This window comes from Pseudarthrobacter sp. NPDC058119 (assembly GCF_042884655.1).
Classification (GTDB): Bacteria; Actinomycetota; Actinomycetes; order Actinomycetales; family Micrococcaceae; genus Arthrobacter.
In genome coordinates, this window is the sequence record NZ_JBHVTN010000010.1 from 24,867 (window position 1) to 41,225 (window position 16,359).

The following is a 16,359-nucleotide window of genomic DNA, read 5'->3' on the forward strand; positions in this document are numbered from 1 at the left end:
GTCCTGGCGGCGCTACTCCGCGGTGTCCCCGGCTGCGCCGCCGTCCATCCACGCCATGGCCGGGCCCACTGCCTCCACAGCCTGGGAGAGCGGGACACCGGACCCGTCACGCCGGCCGTGTTCCTGCGGCAGCGACCGTGCCACGCCGGCGGCGGACGACGCCTTCGCCGGGCCGTGCCCTGCCCATGCGAGCAGCAGCATGTCCTCGCCCTTCAGGAACCGGTGCGACCGGACGCCCGCGGTGGCACGTCCCTTGGCCGGGTACTCGGAGAAAGCAGTGACTTTGGCCGTGCCCGGGGCGGTGCCGGGGAGGGCACCGTTGGTCCCGGCGATGGTCACCACGACGGCGGCGTCATCCTGGGGCTGCACGGCACCAAAGAAAATTACCTGGTCGCCGGCGGCGAGCTTGATCCCGGCCATGCCGCCCGCTGTGCGGCCCTGGGGGCGGACCACGGCTGCGGGGAACTTCAGAAGCTGTGCTTCCCGGGTGAGGAAGACCAGCTCGGCGTCGTCAGCAGCGGCCGGCGCCACACCCACCACCACGTCCTTGTCCTTGAGGGTGATGATTTCCCAGTCTTCCCGGTTCAGCGGGTAGTCCGGCTGCACGCGCTTCACCACGCCCTGGGCGGTGCCGACGGCCAGGACTTCATCCAGCCGCACGAACGCCACCAGGGACTCACCCTTCACAAGGGTCAGGAACTCCTTTGCCGGAACGCCACCGGCCAGGTTCGGCAGCCCGGCCACGGGGGCCAGCACGGGCATGTCCATGACCTGCAGCCGGAGCATGCGGCCCAGGGAGGTCACGGCGGCGATCTCTCCGCGGGCCGACGTCTTCACTACAGAGGTGAAAACGTCATGCTTGCTTCGGGGGCCGGCCTCGGCCAGCGGCTCCTGGTTACTGGTGCGCGCCACCTGACCCGAAGCCGTGAGGATGGCCCAGCAAGGATCGTCCGCGATTTCCAGTGCCAGCGGGGCCGCCTTGCCCTTCTTGCCGTTGGCCCCCGCCAGTTCGGCGGCAACGGTGGGGGACACGGCCTCGGATTCCAGCAGGACCGTCCGGCGCGGGGTGCCGTGCTCCTCGGCGATCGCCCCAAGTTCGTCGGAGACCACGGTGCGGAGCAGTTCCCCGGAGTCCAGGATGGCTTGCAGTTCGGCGATCTCCCGACGCAGCTCGTCCTGCTCCTTCTCCAGCTCGATCCGGGAGTACTTGGTGAGCTGCCGCAGGCGCAGTTCAAGGATGTAGTTGGCCTGGACCTCGGTGAGGTCGTAGATGGACATCAGCCGCTCACGCGCCGCGGCAGCTTCATCGGAGGACCGGATGATCTGGATGACCTCGTCAATGTCCACGATGGCGATGAGGAGGCCCTCCACCAGGTGCAGGCGGTCCTTCTTCTTCCCCAACCGGAACACAGTGCGCCGGCGGACCACGTCGATCCGGTGGTTGACGTAGACGGACAGCAGGTCCACCAGGCCCAGGGTCTGCGGCTGCCCGTCCACCAGGGTGACGTTGTTGATGCCGAACGAGTCCTCCATCGGCGTGTACCGGTAAAGCTGCTGCAGCACGGCGTTGGGGTTGAAGCCGTTCTTCAGTTCGATGACCAGGCGCAGGCCGTTCTTGCGGTCGGTCAAATCCACGATGTCGCTGATGCCGGTCAGCTTCTTGGCGTTGACGGCGTCCTTGATCTTCTCGATGACCTTTTCCGGGCCCACCATGTACGGCAGTTCGGTGACCACCAGGCCCGTACGGCGTGCCGAGAGCTGTTCGATCTCCACCTTGGCGCGGGTCTTGAAGGATCCGCGCCCGGTGGCGTAGGCGTCGCGGATGCCGTCCAGGCCCACGATCCGGCCGCCGCTGGGCAGGTCCGGGCCCGGGACGAACCGCATGAGGTCCTCCAGGGTGGCGTCCGGGTGGGCGATCAGGTGCCGGGCGGCGGCAATGACCTCCACCAGGTTGTGCGGGGCCATGTTGGTGGCCATGCCGACGGCGATCCCGGTAGCACCGTTGACCAGGAGGTTGGGGAAGGCGGCGGGCAGGACGTCCGGCTGGGTGAGCTGGTTGTCGTAGTTGGGGACGAAGTCCACAACGTCTTCGTCGAGGTGGCTGGTGAGCGTCAGGGCTGCGGGAGCCAGCCTGGCTTCCGTGTACCGCGGTGCCGCCGGGCCGTCGTCGAGCGAACCGAAGTTCCCGTGCCCGTCAATCAACGGCAGGCGCAGCGAAAAGTCCTGCGCCATGCGGACCATGGCGTCGTAGATGGCGGCGTCGCCGTGCGGGTGCAGCTTGCCCATGACCTCGCCCACCACGCGGGCGCTCTTGACGTGGCCCCGGTCGGGGCGCAACCCCATGTCGCTCATCATGTACAGGATGCGGCGCTGCACCGGCTTGAGCCCATCCCGCGCATCCGGCAGGGCCCGGGAGTAGATCACCGAGTACGCGTACTCCAGGAAGGAGCCCTGCATTTCGGATGTGACATCGATATCGACGATGTTCTCCGTGTAGTTGTCGTCCACGATGGGTTTTGAACTTTGCCGGCGGGCCATGGGGTTTGGTGAATCCTTCTGCGGTTACTGCGCAGCCTTGGGGTGTGCTGCGATAGTTTTTGGCTAGGCTAAGCCTATGGTGGATCAGCCCGGGGACGGCGAATATCCGGAACATTGGGAAGCCGATGTCGTCCTGCGGGACGGCGGGACAGCGCATCTGCGGCCCATCCACCCGTCGGACGCGGACGCCGTCCAGGCCTTCCATACCGGGCAATCGCAGAATTCAATCTACATGCGCTTCTTCGCCTTCAAGGCCAGGTTGTCGGCCAAGGAGCTCAAGCGGTTCACCGAGGTTGACTACAAGGACCGGGTGGCGTTCGTCATCACCATCGGCGGCGAAATCATCGGCATCGGCCGCTACGACCGGCTGAGCGACCCCACCGAGGCAGAGGTCGCGTTCAACATCGCGGACGCCCACCAGGGCAGGGGTATCGGCTCCATCCTGCTGGAACACCTGGCCGCCGCAGCGCACGAAAACGGCATCCGGAAGTTCACCGCCGAGGTCCTCCCGGAGAACCGCAAGATGCTGATGGTGTTCTCCGACGCCGGCTACGACGTCAAGCGCCACTTCGACGACGGCGTCGTCAGCCTCGAGTTCAACGTCGACCCCACCGAAAAATCCCGTGCCGTGATGGAATCCCGCGAACACCGCGCAGAGGCGAGGAGTGTCCGGGAGTTGCTGGCGCCGTCGTCCGTTGCCGTCATCGGGGCCAGCCGCAGGTGGGGGACCATCGGGTACCAGCTGCTCGAGCACATCATCGAGGGCGGCTTCCATGGCCCGGTGTATGCCATCAACCCGGAGGCGCTGGAACTGGCAGGCATGATGTCCTATGCCAAGCTCGCCGAGGTTCCCCAGCCCGTCCAGCTGGCCATCATCGCGGTGCCCTACGAGGAAGTGGCCGGCGTCGTGGAGGAGTGCGCGGCGGCCGGCGTCAAGGGCGTAGTGATCGCCTCCGCGGGCTTCACGGACGACGGCGAACGCGGCCTGCTGCGCCAGCGCGCCCTGGTGCGACAGGCCAGGGCCAACGGGATGCGGGTGATCGGGCCGGCGTCGCTGGGCATCGCCAACACCCACCCTGAGGTGTCCCTGAACGCCTCCATGGCCCCCACGATGCCGCTGCGCGGGAGCCTGGGCCTGTTCAGCCAGTCCGCGGCCATCGGCGTCTCGCTGTACGCCGCCTCCAGCCGCCGGAAGCTGGGACTGTCCAGCCTCCTCTCGGCAGGCAACCGGGCTGACGTCTCCGGCAACGACATGATGCAGTACTGGGAGGACGACGCCGACACCTCCGCCGTGGGCCTGTACCTCGAGTCGATCGGCAACCCGCGCAAGTTCTCCCGCATCGCACGGCGGCTGGCCCGGACCAAGCCGGTCATCGTGGCCAAATCGGACACCATGGGGCTCCGCCTGCCGCCGGGCCACGCCGTCCGCACCACGCAGGCGCCCGCCGGAGCGCTGGACGCCATGCTGCGCCAGTCCGGGGTGATCCGCGTCGAAACCGTTGAACAGCTGGTGGACGTGGCGCAGGTGGTATCAGCCCAGCCCCTCCCCGAAGGGCCCGAGGTCGCCATCTTCAGCAACTCCCAGGCCCTGGGCAACGTGGTGGCGGACAGCGCTGCCGCGCACGGGCTGGGAGTAGCGCAGGTGGTCTCCGGACTCGACCTTGACGCCGGCCAGTCCGTGGCGCTGCCCCTGCTCCGGAAGGCCCTCCTTGATGCCCTGGCCTCCGATGCCGTGCACGCCGCCGTCGCCGCCCTGCTGCCCGCACGCGGCCTGACCGTCGACGCCGTGGCCGAAGTCCTCGCGGAATGCTCTGCAGCAGCGGGGAAGCCGGTGGTGGCGGCGTTTACCGGAATCCTGGACCCCAGCATCACCGTGGAGGGCCTCGTGGGAACGGAAGACTGCACCGTCCCCTGCTTCTCCAACCCCGGTGCGGCTGTGGCAGCCCTCGCTTCAGTGGTCCGCTACGCGGAATGGGCCGCCCGCGACCAGGGGCACTTCGTGGAACCTGGCGGCTGCGACCCGCGGCAGGCGGCGGCTGAACTCGACGGGCTGCTGGCGGACGTTAGCGGCGAGCAGCTCAAGCAACTGGACCCGGCGGCCACGGCCTCACTGTTGCGCCATTACGGCATTTCCGTCCTGCCCTCGGCACCGTTCACCACCCCGGACGAAGCCGTTGCGGCGGCCGACTCGTTGGGCTGGCCGGTAGTGCTCAAGACCACTGAGCCCGCCCTCCGGCACAGGCTGGACCTCGGCGGCGTGCGGCTTGGCATCGAGGACGCCGAATCGCTGCGCCTGAATGTGCTGCAGATGCGGCGTGCGCTCGCCGCCTATGGGAACCCGGCGCTCGAAGTCCAGGCCATGGCCCCGGTGGGCCAGGCGTGCACTTTCCGGGCCATCGAGGACCCGCTGCTGGGGCCTGTCATTTCCTTTGGCCTCGCCGGGGACGCGGTCAACCTCCTGGACGACTGGGCCCACCGCGTTCCACCGCTCTCTGCGGCGGACGTCCACGACTTCGTCCGAGCGCCCAGGGCGTCCCGGAAGCTCTTCGGCTACCAGGGCCTGCCTGCCGTCGACGTGCAGGCCCTGGAGGATCTTGCCGGCCGGCTGGCGTGGATGAAGGACAACCATCCGGAGATAGCGCTGGTGGAATTCAACCCTGTCCTGTGCGGGCCGGAGGGTGCCACCATCCTTGCCGCCGACGTGCGGATCGGCAACGCTGCGCAGCGCACGGACAGCGCGCGCCGGGCGATGCTGGGCTGAGGCGGTTAGCAAGTGACCGGACGATCTGTGAAAATGGGGGCATGAGCTTCCAGCCTTCCGCTTCGGCGCCCGAAACGCCCGGCAACGAAAACCAGGCAGTCCGACAGCACAGCTCACACAACCATGGAGTCCAGGGCCAAAGCCTGGAGGACGCGCTGCAGAGGGCCGGGTTTTACCCGCGCCTGGTGTCCGACGTCGTTGACGATGCACTCGACGGACGGGACTGCGTGGCCCACCTGGTGCACCTGGAAACCCACTTCGACAGGGCGGAAGTTCGCCGCCACATCACCGTCCTGGTCTTGACCTCGGACATGCTGGTCATCACCCACGTGGACGACCAGCAGCTGGACGAGGCCGGGGAACAGATCGTGGCACAGATCTCCACCGAGTCCGTTCCCGTTGCGCAGATCCGGTCCGTGGTCCTCAGCTACATGTACGCGCAGCCGCAGAACTACAAGCCCTCCGACCCCGTCCGGGAACTGACGCTGTCCATCGCATGGTCGGGCGGCCAGCGGCTGGACATGGGGCCTGCCAGCTGCGGTGATCCGCAGTGTGAGGCGGACCACGGCTACACCGGGACCATCGCGCAGGAGGACATTGTGCTGCGCATCAGTGCCGAGGCGGACGGGCTCCAGGCCGTACAGGACGCCAAACTGTTTGCCCGGGCACTGCGCGCAGTCAATACCGGCTCCGCCGCGCCCGTATCGCACGCCCAGTCCATGGCACCGCGGCCGCGGTCCGGTGTGTTCGGCAACCGGCTCAGCCGCGGGCACCAGCAGCGCTGATGCCCGAAGACCGCCACCACGCCGAAGCAGCCTCCGGACGCACCCCCGACCTTCCGCCCGCTCCCGCCTACGGGCACCGCTCCATCGCCGAGGTCCTGACCAGCGCAGCGGCGAGCCTGGGGGTGGACGGATTCACCAACACCCTTGGACTGCCGGCTGCTTCCCGGGTCTGCGTCGTGCTGGCGGATGGGCTGGGCCGGAACCTGCTCAAGCAAAAGTCCGCGCACACACCCTTCCTGCGCTCGGTGCTGCAGGCCGGCCAAGGGGACGTTCCGGTGTGGCTGGACTCCGCTTTCCCCTCCACTACCGCAGCGGCGTTGTCCAGCTTTGGGACCGGGCTTCCCGCCGGGCAGCACGGCATGGTGGGTTATGACGTCCTGGACCCGGGCCAGGACAAGGTGGTCAACCTGCTGGGGAACTGGGACCCAGGCGTCGACCCGTCGACGTGGCAGCCCTTTCCCACAGTGTTTGAACGGATTGCCGGCCAGGTGGATGTCAGCACGGTCAGCCTCGCCCAGTTCGACGGCTCACCCATGACCCGGGCCGCCCTCCGCGGCGGCAGGTTCATTCCGGGAACAACCGCGCATGCCAGGACTGCCGCCGCTGCCGAAGCCATGGCAGCCCCCGGCCCGGCCCTCATGTACTTTTACGTCAACGACCTTGACAAGGCCGGCCACCGCTACGGCTGCCGCTCCGAGCAGTGGGAACACCAGCTCGAAGAGCTCGATGCCACGGTCAAGCGCCTGAACTCCACCCTTCCCACCGGCACCACCATCCTGCTCACGGCAGACCACGGCATGCTTGACGTTCCCGAATCACAGCGCCTCGATTTTTCCCTGGACCCGGAACTGGTGGACGGGGTTCGCCACACGGCCGGTGAGCCGCGCATGGTGCACCTGTACCTGGACGAGGCGCACCTGGAGTCCTCTGCCGGCGCCCGCGACCGGCTGCTCGCGGCCTGGAAGGCCCGGTTCGGTGACCGGGTCTGGGCCTTCACCCGGGAGGAAGCCGTCGCCGGTGGGCTCTTTGGTGATGTCCGGCCCGCTGTGGAAGGCAGGATCGGTGACGTCATGATCGCGGCGCGTGACGCCGTCGCGCTTTATGACGGCCGGCGCATGCGGCCCACGGCCATGGAAGTGGTGGGCCAGCACGGCTCGCTGACGAAGGCCGAGCGGGAGGTTCCGCTGCTCTGCTTTACCGCCGAGGGAAGGACCCGCCGCCGTGGCTGAACTCATCTTCTTCTCCGGCACCATGGACTGCGGTAAATCCACCCTGGCCCTGCAGATGGACTACAACCACCGGGCCCGCGGCCGCGGCGGTGTCCGGTTCAGCCGGAACGACCGCGCCGGGGAGTCGCGGATCTCAAGCCGCCTGGGCCTGGAGACAGACGCGGTGGAGGTGTTGGACAACACGGACTTCTGGGAGGAAGTCATGGTGCGGCGCACGCAAGGCCAGCGCGTGGACTACCTGATCTGCGACGAAGCCCAGTTCTACACCCCGGAGCAGGTGGAGCAGTTGGCCAAGGTGGTGGACGAAATCGACGTCGACGTGTTCGCCTTTGGCATCACCGCAGACTTCCGCACCAGGCTGTTCCCCGGTTCGCAGCGCCTGATCGAGCTCGCCGACCGGGTGCAGGTTCTCCAGGTGGAGGCGTTGTGCTGGTGCGGCCGCCGCGCCACCCACAATGCCAGGACGGTCGACGGCGTCATGGTCACCGAAGGTGCGCAGGTGGTGGTGGGCGACGTGGACATGGTGGTGGAAGCTGCTGTCCCGGAGGCCGGGCACGTGCCCGTGGTGGGTTACGAGACGCTGTGCCGCCGCCATTTCATGCGGCGTGTGACGGCGCACGGAGCGTCCTTGATGGCGCAGCAGGACCAGCTGCTGCCCTTCGAGGTCGATGCCTGCCTCTGGCACGGCTCCGGCGGACCCGGCGAGGGCCGGGGACAAGCCGGCAAGGCCTGACCCTCCCGCGCACACGCCGGCATATCCCAACGGGATAAAGAAACGTTCCCTTCGCCTCCGACTCCCATTGTCGTACCCCCTTGTCATGATGGGTTTGTGGGAAAAGCGGCGGTGGCGAAGGCGTTCGGGGAGATCCGGGCTGCCCTTGCTGTGCTGAATGCCGAGGTCGATGGGTACGGTTTGGAGCCTTTTTCTGCGGATGATCCGTTGGCTGGTTTGACTGATGGGTGCCTGGAGATTCTTGCTGGTGCCCGTGAGGTTGAGGCACGGTTTGCGGGTTTGAAGGCCCGGGCTGCGGTGGCGTATGCGGAGAGCTCCTCTGTTGTTGCGGGTCCGGATGTCCCGATGCGGGCGCAGGAGATGGCGGTCGCGGCGGAGGTCGGGTGCGTGCTGGCTTTGGGGCCGCGGGCGGCGTCGTCGTTTCTGGCGACCTCGCACGCCGTTGTTGCCTCGTTGCCGCTGACCTTGTCGGCGTTGCAGGGCGGGGTGATCTCCTGGGGCCATGCGGTGGTGATGGCCGATGAGGCGGCGTGTCTTGATGCTGCGGGGGCTGCGGCGTTGGAGGCGCATTTCCTTGATCCGGATGCACCGGACCGGGCGCGGGGGTGTCCGGTGGGTGCGTTGCCGGCGCACCGCTTCAAGGTCAAAGCCAGGACGTGGCGGGAACGCCACCACGCCGAAAGCATCGAAAAGCGCCACGCCAAGGGAGTGGCCGACCGGCGGGTGGAGTTCCGGCCGGACCAGGACGGGATGGCCTGACTGTCCGCGTGCCTGCCCGCGGACCAGGCGCTGGCGGGGTGGACCCGGCTCACCGCGATCGCCCGTGGCTTGCAGGGACCGGATGAATGCCGCAGCATGCCGCAGCTTCGGGCCGATACCTTTGCCAATGCGGTCCTTGGCAGTGCTGGAGCGGAGGCTCAGTCTTTGCCGATCCGGGCCCAGGTGCTGGTCACGGTTCCGGTGTTCTCCCTGATGGGTTTGACCGCTGAACCGGCGGTGCTGGACGGGTACGGTCCTATCCCGCCGTCCATGGCCCGGGAGCTCGTGGCGAACGGGGCCGGGTCGTTTTACCGGGTGCTGGTGGATCCGCGGGACGGGGCACCGCTGGAGATCGGCCGGACGAGTTACCGGGTCACCGGGCCGATGCGGGCCTGGCTAAGGATGCGGGACGGCAAATGCCCGTTCCCGGGGTGCAGCAACAACTCCCTGGATAACGAGGCCGACCATATCCTCGCCTGGGCCAAGGGCGGCACCACCGGGATCAGTAACCTGGGTCAGCCCTGCCCGAAGCACCACAGACTCCGCCACACCACAGGGTGGAAACCCACACCCGCAACCAAGGACGAGCCACCCGGCTGGACCTCACCCACCGGCCGCCACTACCCCAGCGAACACCAGGACTGGGAACCACCCCGATGGCCGTCAGGTTTCCTGCCCAAAGCCCGCAATCAACCCGAAGCCCGCAACAAGCCTGGCGAACGGAGCCTTCTGGAAGACGCCCTCCTCCAGTACCTTGCCGTGTGACCCATCCAGTTACGGCGCACTGCCGGTTTGAGCAGCGCTGAGTGCTACTGGGGCGTCCGGCGGTAGCGGATGTGCGTTGCCAAGGGGGAGTGGAGTACCTCGACGGGTTCGAAGCCAAAAGATTCAATACCGTCAAAGATCCGTTCACCCGAACCGAGCAAAACGGGTGCGATGTCCAGGGTGAGCTCATCGATCACGCCGGCGGCCAGCGCCTGGCGGACGGTGGAGGCTCCGCCCGCGATATCTACCCCCTTGCCTCCTGCCGCCTGGACAGCCGCCGCGTACGCCGCATCGAAGCCGTCGGTGACAAAATGGAAGGTTGTCCCGCCCTCCATCTCGATCGGCTCATGCGGGTAATGGGTAAGGACGAACACCGGTGCGTGGTAGGGCGGTTCGGGGCCCCACCAGCCGCTCCAGTCCTCGTCCCAGTCCCCGCGGACGGGACCAAACATGTTCCGGCCCATCACGTAGGCACCCCGCGGGCGCATCAGCCAATCAGCCGCGATCCCGTTGGCCTCGTTGGCGCGCGGATCGCCGATATGCCAGCCGTGGAGTTCCAACCCCCGCTTGCCCAGCGGGTTCTCACGGCTCTGGTCAGGCCCGGCGACGAATCCGTCCAGGGACATTGACATGTGGCAGGTGGTGTCCGGCACAGCGAACCTCCAGGGGTAGATGCAGCTTCTGACCGATCGGGTGCGGGGAGCCTAACATGCAGCAGTGGCGGGAACCACCCCGGGAACAGGACGGAGGGAAGCTCCTAGTCGCTCCGTGTTCCGAAGACGATTTCGTCCCAGGAGGGGACGCTGGAACGCTTGGGCCGGGCCGGCCGTTCGGGCGCCTCGGTCTCCGGCAATTGCCCGGTGGAGGGGGTTGCATCGTTTTGCCTGGGCGAGGAACGGCGGGGATTGCTGCCCAGCAGTTCATCCAGCCCGGCGCCGCCGGAGTTGCCTGAACCGGCAGCGGGCGCGGAACCGGAGGGCTTCTGCGGGGACGCCGCAATGGTGATTTCGCGAGTGTCGGTGCTGACGCCGTCGTGAAGCCGGAGGGCGTCGTCGTTGCCATCCCGGTGCGGCGGAAGCAGGCTCAGCCGGGACAACATTGACGGCCTCGCATCACGGCGCCGGATGAACGAATCACCCGGCGCTGCAGGCGATTCCTGCGGCCCGTCCTGGGGTTCGGTTTCTTCCGCTTCCGGTTCGGCGGGCGCCTCGGCGACTACCTCGGAAGGCCGTGGGTGGGCGGCCGGGACGCCATGCGCCAGAAGCAGTGCAAGGGCATCGTCCGAATCCTCGTCGACCCCCAGCCGCTGGCCACGCCGTGACCGGAGCATGTCCAGGAGGCCGTCGGATTCCTTCCCGGCGTCGGGGGCAGGCCCCTGGCTGCCGGGAGCTGTCTTTGCGCTGTCCGCGTCAGTTTCAAAATCGAACGGGCGGTCGGAAACCGCAGTGAGGCGCCGGGCCGGAACGGGGCCATCCAACGGCTCGAGTTCACTCAGCTGCTGGGCCCAGCGGTTGGTGTTCTGCAGCGACTTGCGTCCGGGGCTAAAGGTCCAAAGCGCGGGCGGCTCTTCGCCAATGCCGGTGGTTCCGCCGGGTTTGGCCTCAAAGCTTGCCGAGACGGTCCAGGTGCCGTCCTGGCGCCGCCAGGAGTCCCATTCCACCGTGGAGGGATCGATGCCGTGGGCAGAGAGGCGATGGGCCACCATGTCGTCCAGGGTTGCCGGGTTGTCTCCGAACGCAGACCGGTAAGCATCGTGGCCGGGGGAGGGCGCCGCGACTTCGACCTTGCGCGCCTGCTGTGCGACGTACTCCCGCTCGGCAAGGACAGGGCCTTCGTAGCGCTCCACCTTCGCCAGCGGCATGCCGGACAATTCCGCGACATCGGCAGCGGTGGCGCCTGCACGGATCCTCGCCTGGATGTCCCGTGGAGACATGGGAACGGCAGGCCGCTCCGTCCGCGGTTTGGCCGTGGACCGGCTGGCCGTCCTGAGGGCCTCATCGATCGGCAGCTGGAACATCTCGCCGCCGGCCCCGCTCAACAGGAGATGCGTCCCGTCGTCGTGCACGCCTACAAGCCGTAGATCCTGCATACAAATCCTCCACCCTGGCATTACTATCAATCGAAACTCTGCCACCCGGCAGCGCTGAATTGGCTCAAGGAACAGGGCGCGCCGTGATATTCCGCCGGATCCGGGCCCGGACGTGGGGTGATGGCGGCGTTAACGCCTGGACAGGGCCGCCGTCAGCTTGTCGGGATGCCGGGTGGACGCCAGCCAGTAGGGAGTGCGGTCGGCCGGGTCCGTGATTTCGATTTTCACCACGGGATCGATCCAGCCGCGGATGCAAAGGTAGGCCAGGCCATTGAGCCGGGTGCCGCGTTCCGCCGTCGCTTCGCCGTCCGTGAACTGCTCAACGCCGCCTACGAACCGGCGTTCGATGGTTGCCCTTCCCACCATGAGGGCATCCTCCGTTACGGTGATGCCGGGAGTGGAAAGGACCAGGAGGGCCGTGATGATGGCCAGCAGTACGAGTGCCGCTGTGTAGCCCGCCGCCATACTGATAGGTGCAAAGACCAGGATGCCTGCAGCGGAAACACCGGCGGCGATAACCCAGATCCAGGCGTTGGGCCACAGCTTCTCCCGGTAGATAACGGGTGCCCCGGCGGAGGGTGTGCTGGGAACGGACGCGGGCGAGCTTGATTCGGGCATAGGCCAAGCTTTCCACCTTTGGCCCGCTATTTCACCTTGGGCGGAGCGGCTGGGAGCCCTGCCTGCCACGGGTTCCTTAGGACTGTTACGCGGGCGCGGGTTAGAGTGAGTGACTGTGACTGATCATCCCGCCACGGTAGACCTTGCCCCGGACGCAGCATCACCAGCAGCTGCTGCCCCCACCCTCCAGGTCCAGTTGAAAATGCTGGATCCGGACCTGGAAGCGCCGTCCTACGCACATCCGGGTGACGCCGGTGCGGACCTGCGTGCCCGCGAGGACGTGGTCCTGCTGCCGGGGGAGCGCAAGCTGGTTCCCACCGGCGTCGCCATTGCGCTGCCGGACGGATTCGTGGCTCTGATCCACCCCCGCTCCGGCCTGGCCACCAAGCACGGCCTGACCATCGTTAACGCGCCAGGTACCGTGGACGCGGGCTACCGGGGCGAGATCTCCGTGACCCTGCTGAATACCGACCCGTCCCAGCCGATAGAGCTGCGGCGCGGCGATAGAATTGCCCAAATGGTCATCCAGCGGGTTGAGTACGCCCAGTTCATTCCTGTCAGCGAATTGAGCGGTTCCGTGCGCGGCACGGGCGGCTTCGGGTCCACCGGCGGATTCAACGTTCCCGGGGCCTGACTCCGCAAACGCACCCGCTGCCACGCCAGCACGTACGACGGCGGGACCTCCACGGGTCCCACCGGCACCATCCAGAACTGGCACACTTTTCAGGAATAAGGAGTCACCCATGGTCTTTGGGCTCGGCAGGAAAGCAAAGAACGAAGAACCGGCGCAGCCGGCCGAAGAACTGACGATTGCAGAGGACGGAGAAGGCGAACCGGGCACCGCGGCCCGCCGCCAGGACGGCCCCTTCGACGAGGCCGAGATCAGCAGCCGTGACGGCTTCGTTGACCTGGGCGCCCTGCTGATCACCCCGAGCGAGGGCCTGCAGCTCCGCCTTGAGGTGGAGGAAGCAACCCAGCGGGTGGTGGCTGTCACCCTGGACCTGAACGGCTCCAGCCTCCAGCTGCAGGCCTTCGCCGCCCCCAAGACGGAGACGCTGTGGGACGAGATCCGGGAACAGATCGGCCAGTCAGTTGGCGCGCAGGGCGGACAGGTTGAGGAAGTGGAAGGCGCGTTCGGCACCGAATTGGTGGCCAAGCTTCCGGCCGGGTTGCCGGACGGCAGCCAGGGCTACCGCGTGGCCCGGTTCATCGGCGTGGACGGACCCCGGTGGTTCCTGCGCGGTGTCCTGGGTGGGCCCGCAGCGCTCGAACGCCCGGCCGCCGAACCGCTTGAGGCCCTCTTCCGGCAGGTCGTGGTGGTCCGCGGAGACAGCCCCATGCCGCCGCGCGACCTCTTGCAGCTGCGGCTGCCCAAGGATGCCTCAACCACTCCTCCGCCCGCCGCGCCCACTCTGGAGGAGCCCGAACGTGGTCCCGAAATCACCCAGATCGGCTGAGTCCCCGGAGGGCGGGACCGCGCGGCCGGGGCGTGGAATCACGCCGCTGGGCCAATTGCCGGAGCGGGGCCGGGTCCTGTGCCAGGGGCATATCGAATCCGTGACGTTCGTCCCGGCCGACCGGACGGCCGAATTCAGCGCCATCGTTTCGGAGGACGACGCTGCCCGCCCCGCCGGGCCGGGACAGGGCAGGCCCCCGCGGCTCCGCGTAGTCTGGCTGGGCCGCCGCCGGGTGCCGGGCATCGAAGCCGGTGCGGAAATCCGGGTTGAGGGGATGCTGGCCCGCGGCAAGGACATGCCCACCATCTTCAACCCCCGCTACGAGATTCTGTCCCGCCAGGAGAACGAATGACCGCGCACCAGCCCGAACAGCCAACCGGCCCCGAGAACCCCGGCAGGACCGGCAGCCAGGCCAGGCCGCAGGATGGCGGTCCATCGCCGGTGGCAGGGCTGGCCGCCGAGTACGCGGCCAAAGCCGGACTCCACCGCAGGCACGACGGCCAGGTGGACGTCCTCCGGAGTGCCGGGGGAGTGCAGGGCATTGCCGAAAGCATCCTCCCCGGGCTGGTCTTCCTGGTCGCGTTCACCGTCACCCGCGAACTTCCGCTGTCCCTGGTGGCAGCCCTGGCCTCTGCAGCCATCTTCACCGTTGTGCGGCTGGTGCAGCGGCGCCCCCTGACCCAAGCGCTGGCGGGCGTGGCCGGCGTCGGTATCTCCGCGTGGCTGGCCAACACCACCGGCAAGGCAGAGGACTTCTACCTTCCCGGTTTCTTCACCAACGGCGCGTACATCCTGGCGATGGTGCTCTCCATCGCGGTCAAGTGGCCCGTGGCGGGCCTCCTCTTCGGCTTCATCCGCAACGAGGGCGTGGAGTGGCGCAAGGACCCGTCCCGGGTCAAGGCCTACCGGCTGGGCACCTGGATCATCGTGGCGGTCCTGGCCCTCCGGCTCATCGTCCAGGTGCCGCTCTACCTTATGGGCACGGACGGCCTTGCCGCCCTCGCCACCACCCGCCTCATCATGGGCGCACCGTTGTACATCCTGGGCATCTGGGTGGCCTGGCTGGTCACCCGGCCGGCACCCAAGCCCGGGCCGGCTGACTAACCGTCGAAGCCGTCGTCGTCCAGCGCGTGGCCGTGGCCGCCCGCGGCGGCCGGCTCGGCGCCGCCCGCGGCCTGCTCCCCGGTGTCGATGCTGCCCGGGGCGGAGGAGAGCAGCTCACGCAGCCCGTCCTCGGCGGCAATGGTGGTCACGAAGAAGAGCTCGTCCCCGCCGTCGATGACGTCATCCCGGCTGGGAGTGATGGGTGCCTGGTCACGCAGGATCGCCACCAGGGTGGCGTCCTCGGGCCAGTGGATGTCTCCCACCGTCATGCCGATCACGTGGGAATCGTGCGGCACCGTGAATTCCACCAGGGAAGCCACACCGGTCTGCAGCGTCAGCAGGCGGACCAGGTCGCCGATCTCCACGGCCTCCTCCACCAGGGCGGTCATCAGCTGCGGCGTATTGACGGCCACGTCGACGCCCCAGGAGTCGTTGAACATCCAGTCGTTCTTCGGGTTGTTGACCCGGCCCACGGTGCGGCCAACCCCAAACTCGGTCTTCGCGAGCAGTGACACCACCAGGTTGACCTTGTCGTCGCCCGTTGCGGAGACCACGACGTCGGCATCCTCCACCTTTGCGCCCTGCAGGGTGGAGAGTTCGCAGGCGTCGCCCACCAGCCAGTGGGCGCCCCGCAGCCCGCTGCGGCCGATCACTTCGGGCTTGAGGTCGATCAGCAGGATTTCGTGCTTGTGCGCCAGCAGTTCACGGGCAATGGATGATCCGACGCTGCCGGCGCCGACGATAACGACTTTCACTGGTACTCCTTGGCGGGGGCTTTGGCGAGGATCTGGGCGATCTGGGCGCTGCGGTCCACCTGCAGCATGGCGTGCACGGTGTCGCCGTCCTGGTACGCCGTTCCAGCGTCAGGGAGCAGGCCCTCGCCGAAGCGTGTCACGTAGGCAACCCGGACGTCGGCAGCCTTTTCGATGCTGCTGATCCGGTGTCCGATCCACCCGGCGTCGAGGTCCAGTTCAGCCAGGACCAGCCGCCCGGAAGGCTCACGGAAATCGCCGGCGAGGTGTTGCTCGGGAAGGATGCGGCGCAGCACCTGGTCCGCGCTCCAGCGGACGGCGGCCACCGTGGGGATGCCCAGGCGCTGGTAGATCTCGGCACGTCCCGGGTCGTAGATGCGGGCGACGACGTGCGGGACGTGGAAGGTTTCGCGGGCCACCCGGGTGGCCAGGATGTTCGAGTTGTCACCGCTGGAGACGGCGGCGAAGGCGTAGGCCTCACCCACACCGGCCTGCTTGAGGGTCTCCCGGTCAAATCCCACACCTGTCACCTTCCGGCCGGTGAAGCCTTGGCGGAGCCGGCGGAACGCGCGGTCATCCTGGTCGATGATGGCCACGGAATGGCCGGCATCCTCCAGCGTGTGCGCCAGCGTTGCCCCCACCCGGCCACATCCCATGATCACGAAATGCGCCACCGTATCTCCTCTGTATCTGTGTCAGGATCGTGCAGCTAGAACTCTACCGGCATGGCACCTGTTAGGCCTGGCAGGCGCCCGTCATGACATCGACC

14 protein-coding genes and 1 pseudogene are annotated in these 16,359 nt (G+C 67.7%); 9 read left to right on the forward strand and 6 right to left on the reverse strand.

The genetic code is table 11. From position 1 onward, the window contains the following. Positions 1-12 precede the first annotated feature (12 nt). Positions 13-2,538 carry a DNA topoisomerase (ATP-hydrolyzing) subunit A gene (locus tag ACFVTD_RS18790; protein ID WP_387565931.1) on the reverse strand — a complete coding sequence of 842 codons (2,526 nt, stop codon included), beginning with the start codon at positions 2,536-2,538 and terminating at the stop codon, positions 13-15. Between the two features lie 76 nt (positions 2,539-2,614). Here ACFVTD_RS18790 and ACFVTD_RS18795 point away from each other — a divergent pair, with 76 nt between their 5' ends. The 5 genes and pseudogenes from ACFVTD_RS18795 to ACFVTD_RS18815 all read left to right on the forward strand — a co-directional run bounded on the left by ACFVTD_RS18795 (position 2,615) and on the right by ACFVTD_RS18815 (position 9,570). Then, positions 2,615-5,299: a GNAT family N-acetyltransferase gene (locus ACFVTD_RS18795; protein ID WP_387565934.1), complete on the forward strand. Its 2,685-nt coding sequence runs from the start codon at positions 2,615-2,617 to the stop codon at positions 5,297-5,299. Positions 5,300-5,340: 41 nt separating this feature from the next. Next, complete coding sequence (locus ACFVTD_RS18800) at positions 5,341-6,084, forward strand: DUF5998 family protein (RefSeq protein ID WP_387565937.1); 744 nt, start codon at positions 5,341-5,343, stop codon at positions 6,082-6,084. Next, on the forward strand, positions 6,084-7,313 hold the full coding sequence (locus ACFVTD_RS18805; protein ID WP_387565940.1) for an alkaline phosphatase family protein: 1,230 nt from the start codon (positions 6,084-6,086) through the stop codon (positions 7,311-7,313). Before ACFVTD_RS18800 ends, ACFVTD_RS18805 begins: the two co-directional genes overlap by 1 nt. Next, entirely contained in the window at positions 7,306-8,046 is a 741-nt protein-coding gene (locus ACFVTD_RS18810) for a thymidine kinase (RefSeq protein ID WP_387565943.1), read from the forward strand. Before ACFVTD_RS18805 ends, ACFVTD_RS18810 begins: the two co-directional genes overlap by 8 nt. Before the next feature lie 96 nt (positions 8,047-8,142). After that, positions 8,143-9,570, forward strand: a pseudogene (locus ACFVTD_RS18815) (endonuclease). A gap of 44 nt (positions 9,571-9,614) precedes the next feature. Here ACFVTD_RS18815 and ACFVTD_RS18820 read toward each other — a convergent pair. From ACFVTD_RS18820 to ACFVTD_RS18830, 3 genes are all read right to left on the reverse strand, one after another. Continuing rightward, complete coding sequence (locus ACFVTD_RS18820; RefSeq protein ID WP_387565946.1) at positions 9,615-10,223, reverse strand: dihydrofolate reductase family protein; 609 nt, start codon at positions 10,221-10,223, stop codon at positions 9,615-9,617. Between the two features lie 104 nt (positions 10,224-10,327). Beyond that, on the reverse strand, positions 10,328-11,659 hold the full coding sequence (sepH, locus tag ACFVTD_RS18825) for a septation protein SepH (RefSeq protein WP_387565949.1): 1,332 nt from the start codon (positions 11,657-11,659) through the stop codon (positions 10,328-10,330). Positions 11,660-11,788: 129 nt separating this feature from the next. Beyond that, positions 11,789-12,277 (reverse strand): DUF3093 domain-containing protein, encoded by a 489-nt coding sequence (locus ACFVTD_RS18830; protein ID WP_387565952.1) that lies wholly within the window; start codon positions 12,275-12,277, stop codon positions 11,789-11,791. 115 nt (positions 12,278-12,392) lie between these two features. On the opposite strand from ACFVTD_RS18830, the gene dut reads away from it, so the two are divergent. The 4 genes from dut (at position 12,393) to ACFVTD_RS18850 (ending at position 14,838) form a co-directional block, all read left to right on the forward strand. Next, entirely contained in the window at positions 12,393-12,911 is a 519-nt protein-coding gene (gene dut, locus ACFVTD_RS18835; protein ID WP_387565955.1) for a dUTP diphosphatase, read from the forward strand. A gap of 109 nt (positions 12,912-13,020) precedes the next feature. Next, a complete protein-coding gene (locus ACFVTD_RS18840) occupies positions 13,021-13,734 on the forward strand; it encodes a DUF3710 domain-containing protein (protein WP_387565957.1) in 714 nt (237 codons plus the stop codon). A 100-nt stretch (positions 13,735-13,834) separates the two neighbouring features. Further along, positions 13,835-14,086 carry a hypothetical protein gene (locus ACFVTD_RS18845; RefSeq protein ID WP_387565960.1) on the forward strand — a complete coding sequence of 84 codons (252 nt, stop codon included), beginning with the start codon at positions 13,835-13,837 and terminating at the stop codon, positions 14,084-14,086. Then, positions 14,083-14,838: a DUF3159 domain-containing protein gene (locus ACFVTD_RS18850; RefSeq protein WP_387565963.1), complete on the forward strand. Its 756-nt coding sequence runs from the start codon at positions 14,083-14,085 to the stop codon at positions 14,836-14,838. Before ACFVTD_RS18845 ends, ACFVTD_RS18850 begins: the two co-directional genes overlap by 4 nt. Here the strand turns inward: ACFVTD_RS18850 and ACFVTD_RS18855 are convergent. Next, positions 14,835-15,593: a potassium channel family protein gene (locus ACFVTD_RS18855; protein WP_387565966.1), complete on the reverse strand. Its 759-nt coding sequence runs from the start codon at positions 15,591-15,593 to the stop codon at positions 14,835-14,837. The two genes, ACFVTD_RS18850 and ACFVTD_RS18855, sit on opposite strands and share 4 nt — an antisense overlap. Next, positions 15,590-16,264 (reverse strand): TrkA family potassium uptake protein, encoded by a 675-nt coding sequence (locus ACFVTD_RS18860; RefSeq protein WP_141160783.1) that lies wholly within the window; start codon positions 16,262-16,264, stop codon positions 15,590-15,592. Before ACFVTD_RS18860 ends, ACFVTD_RS18855 begins: the two co-directional genes overlap by 4 nt. Positions 16,265-16,359: the final 95 nt, after the last annotated feature.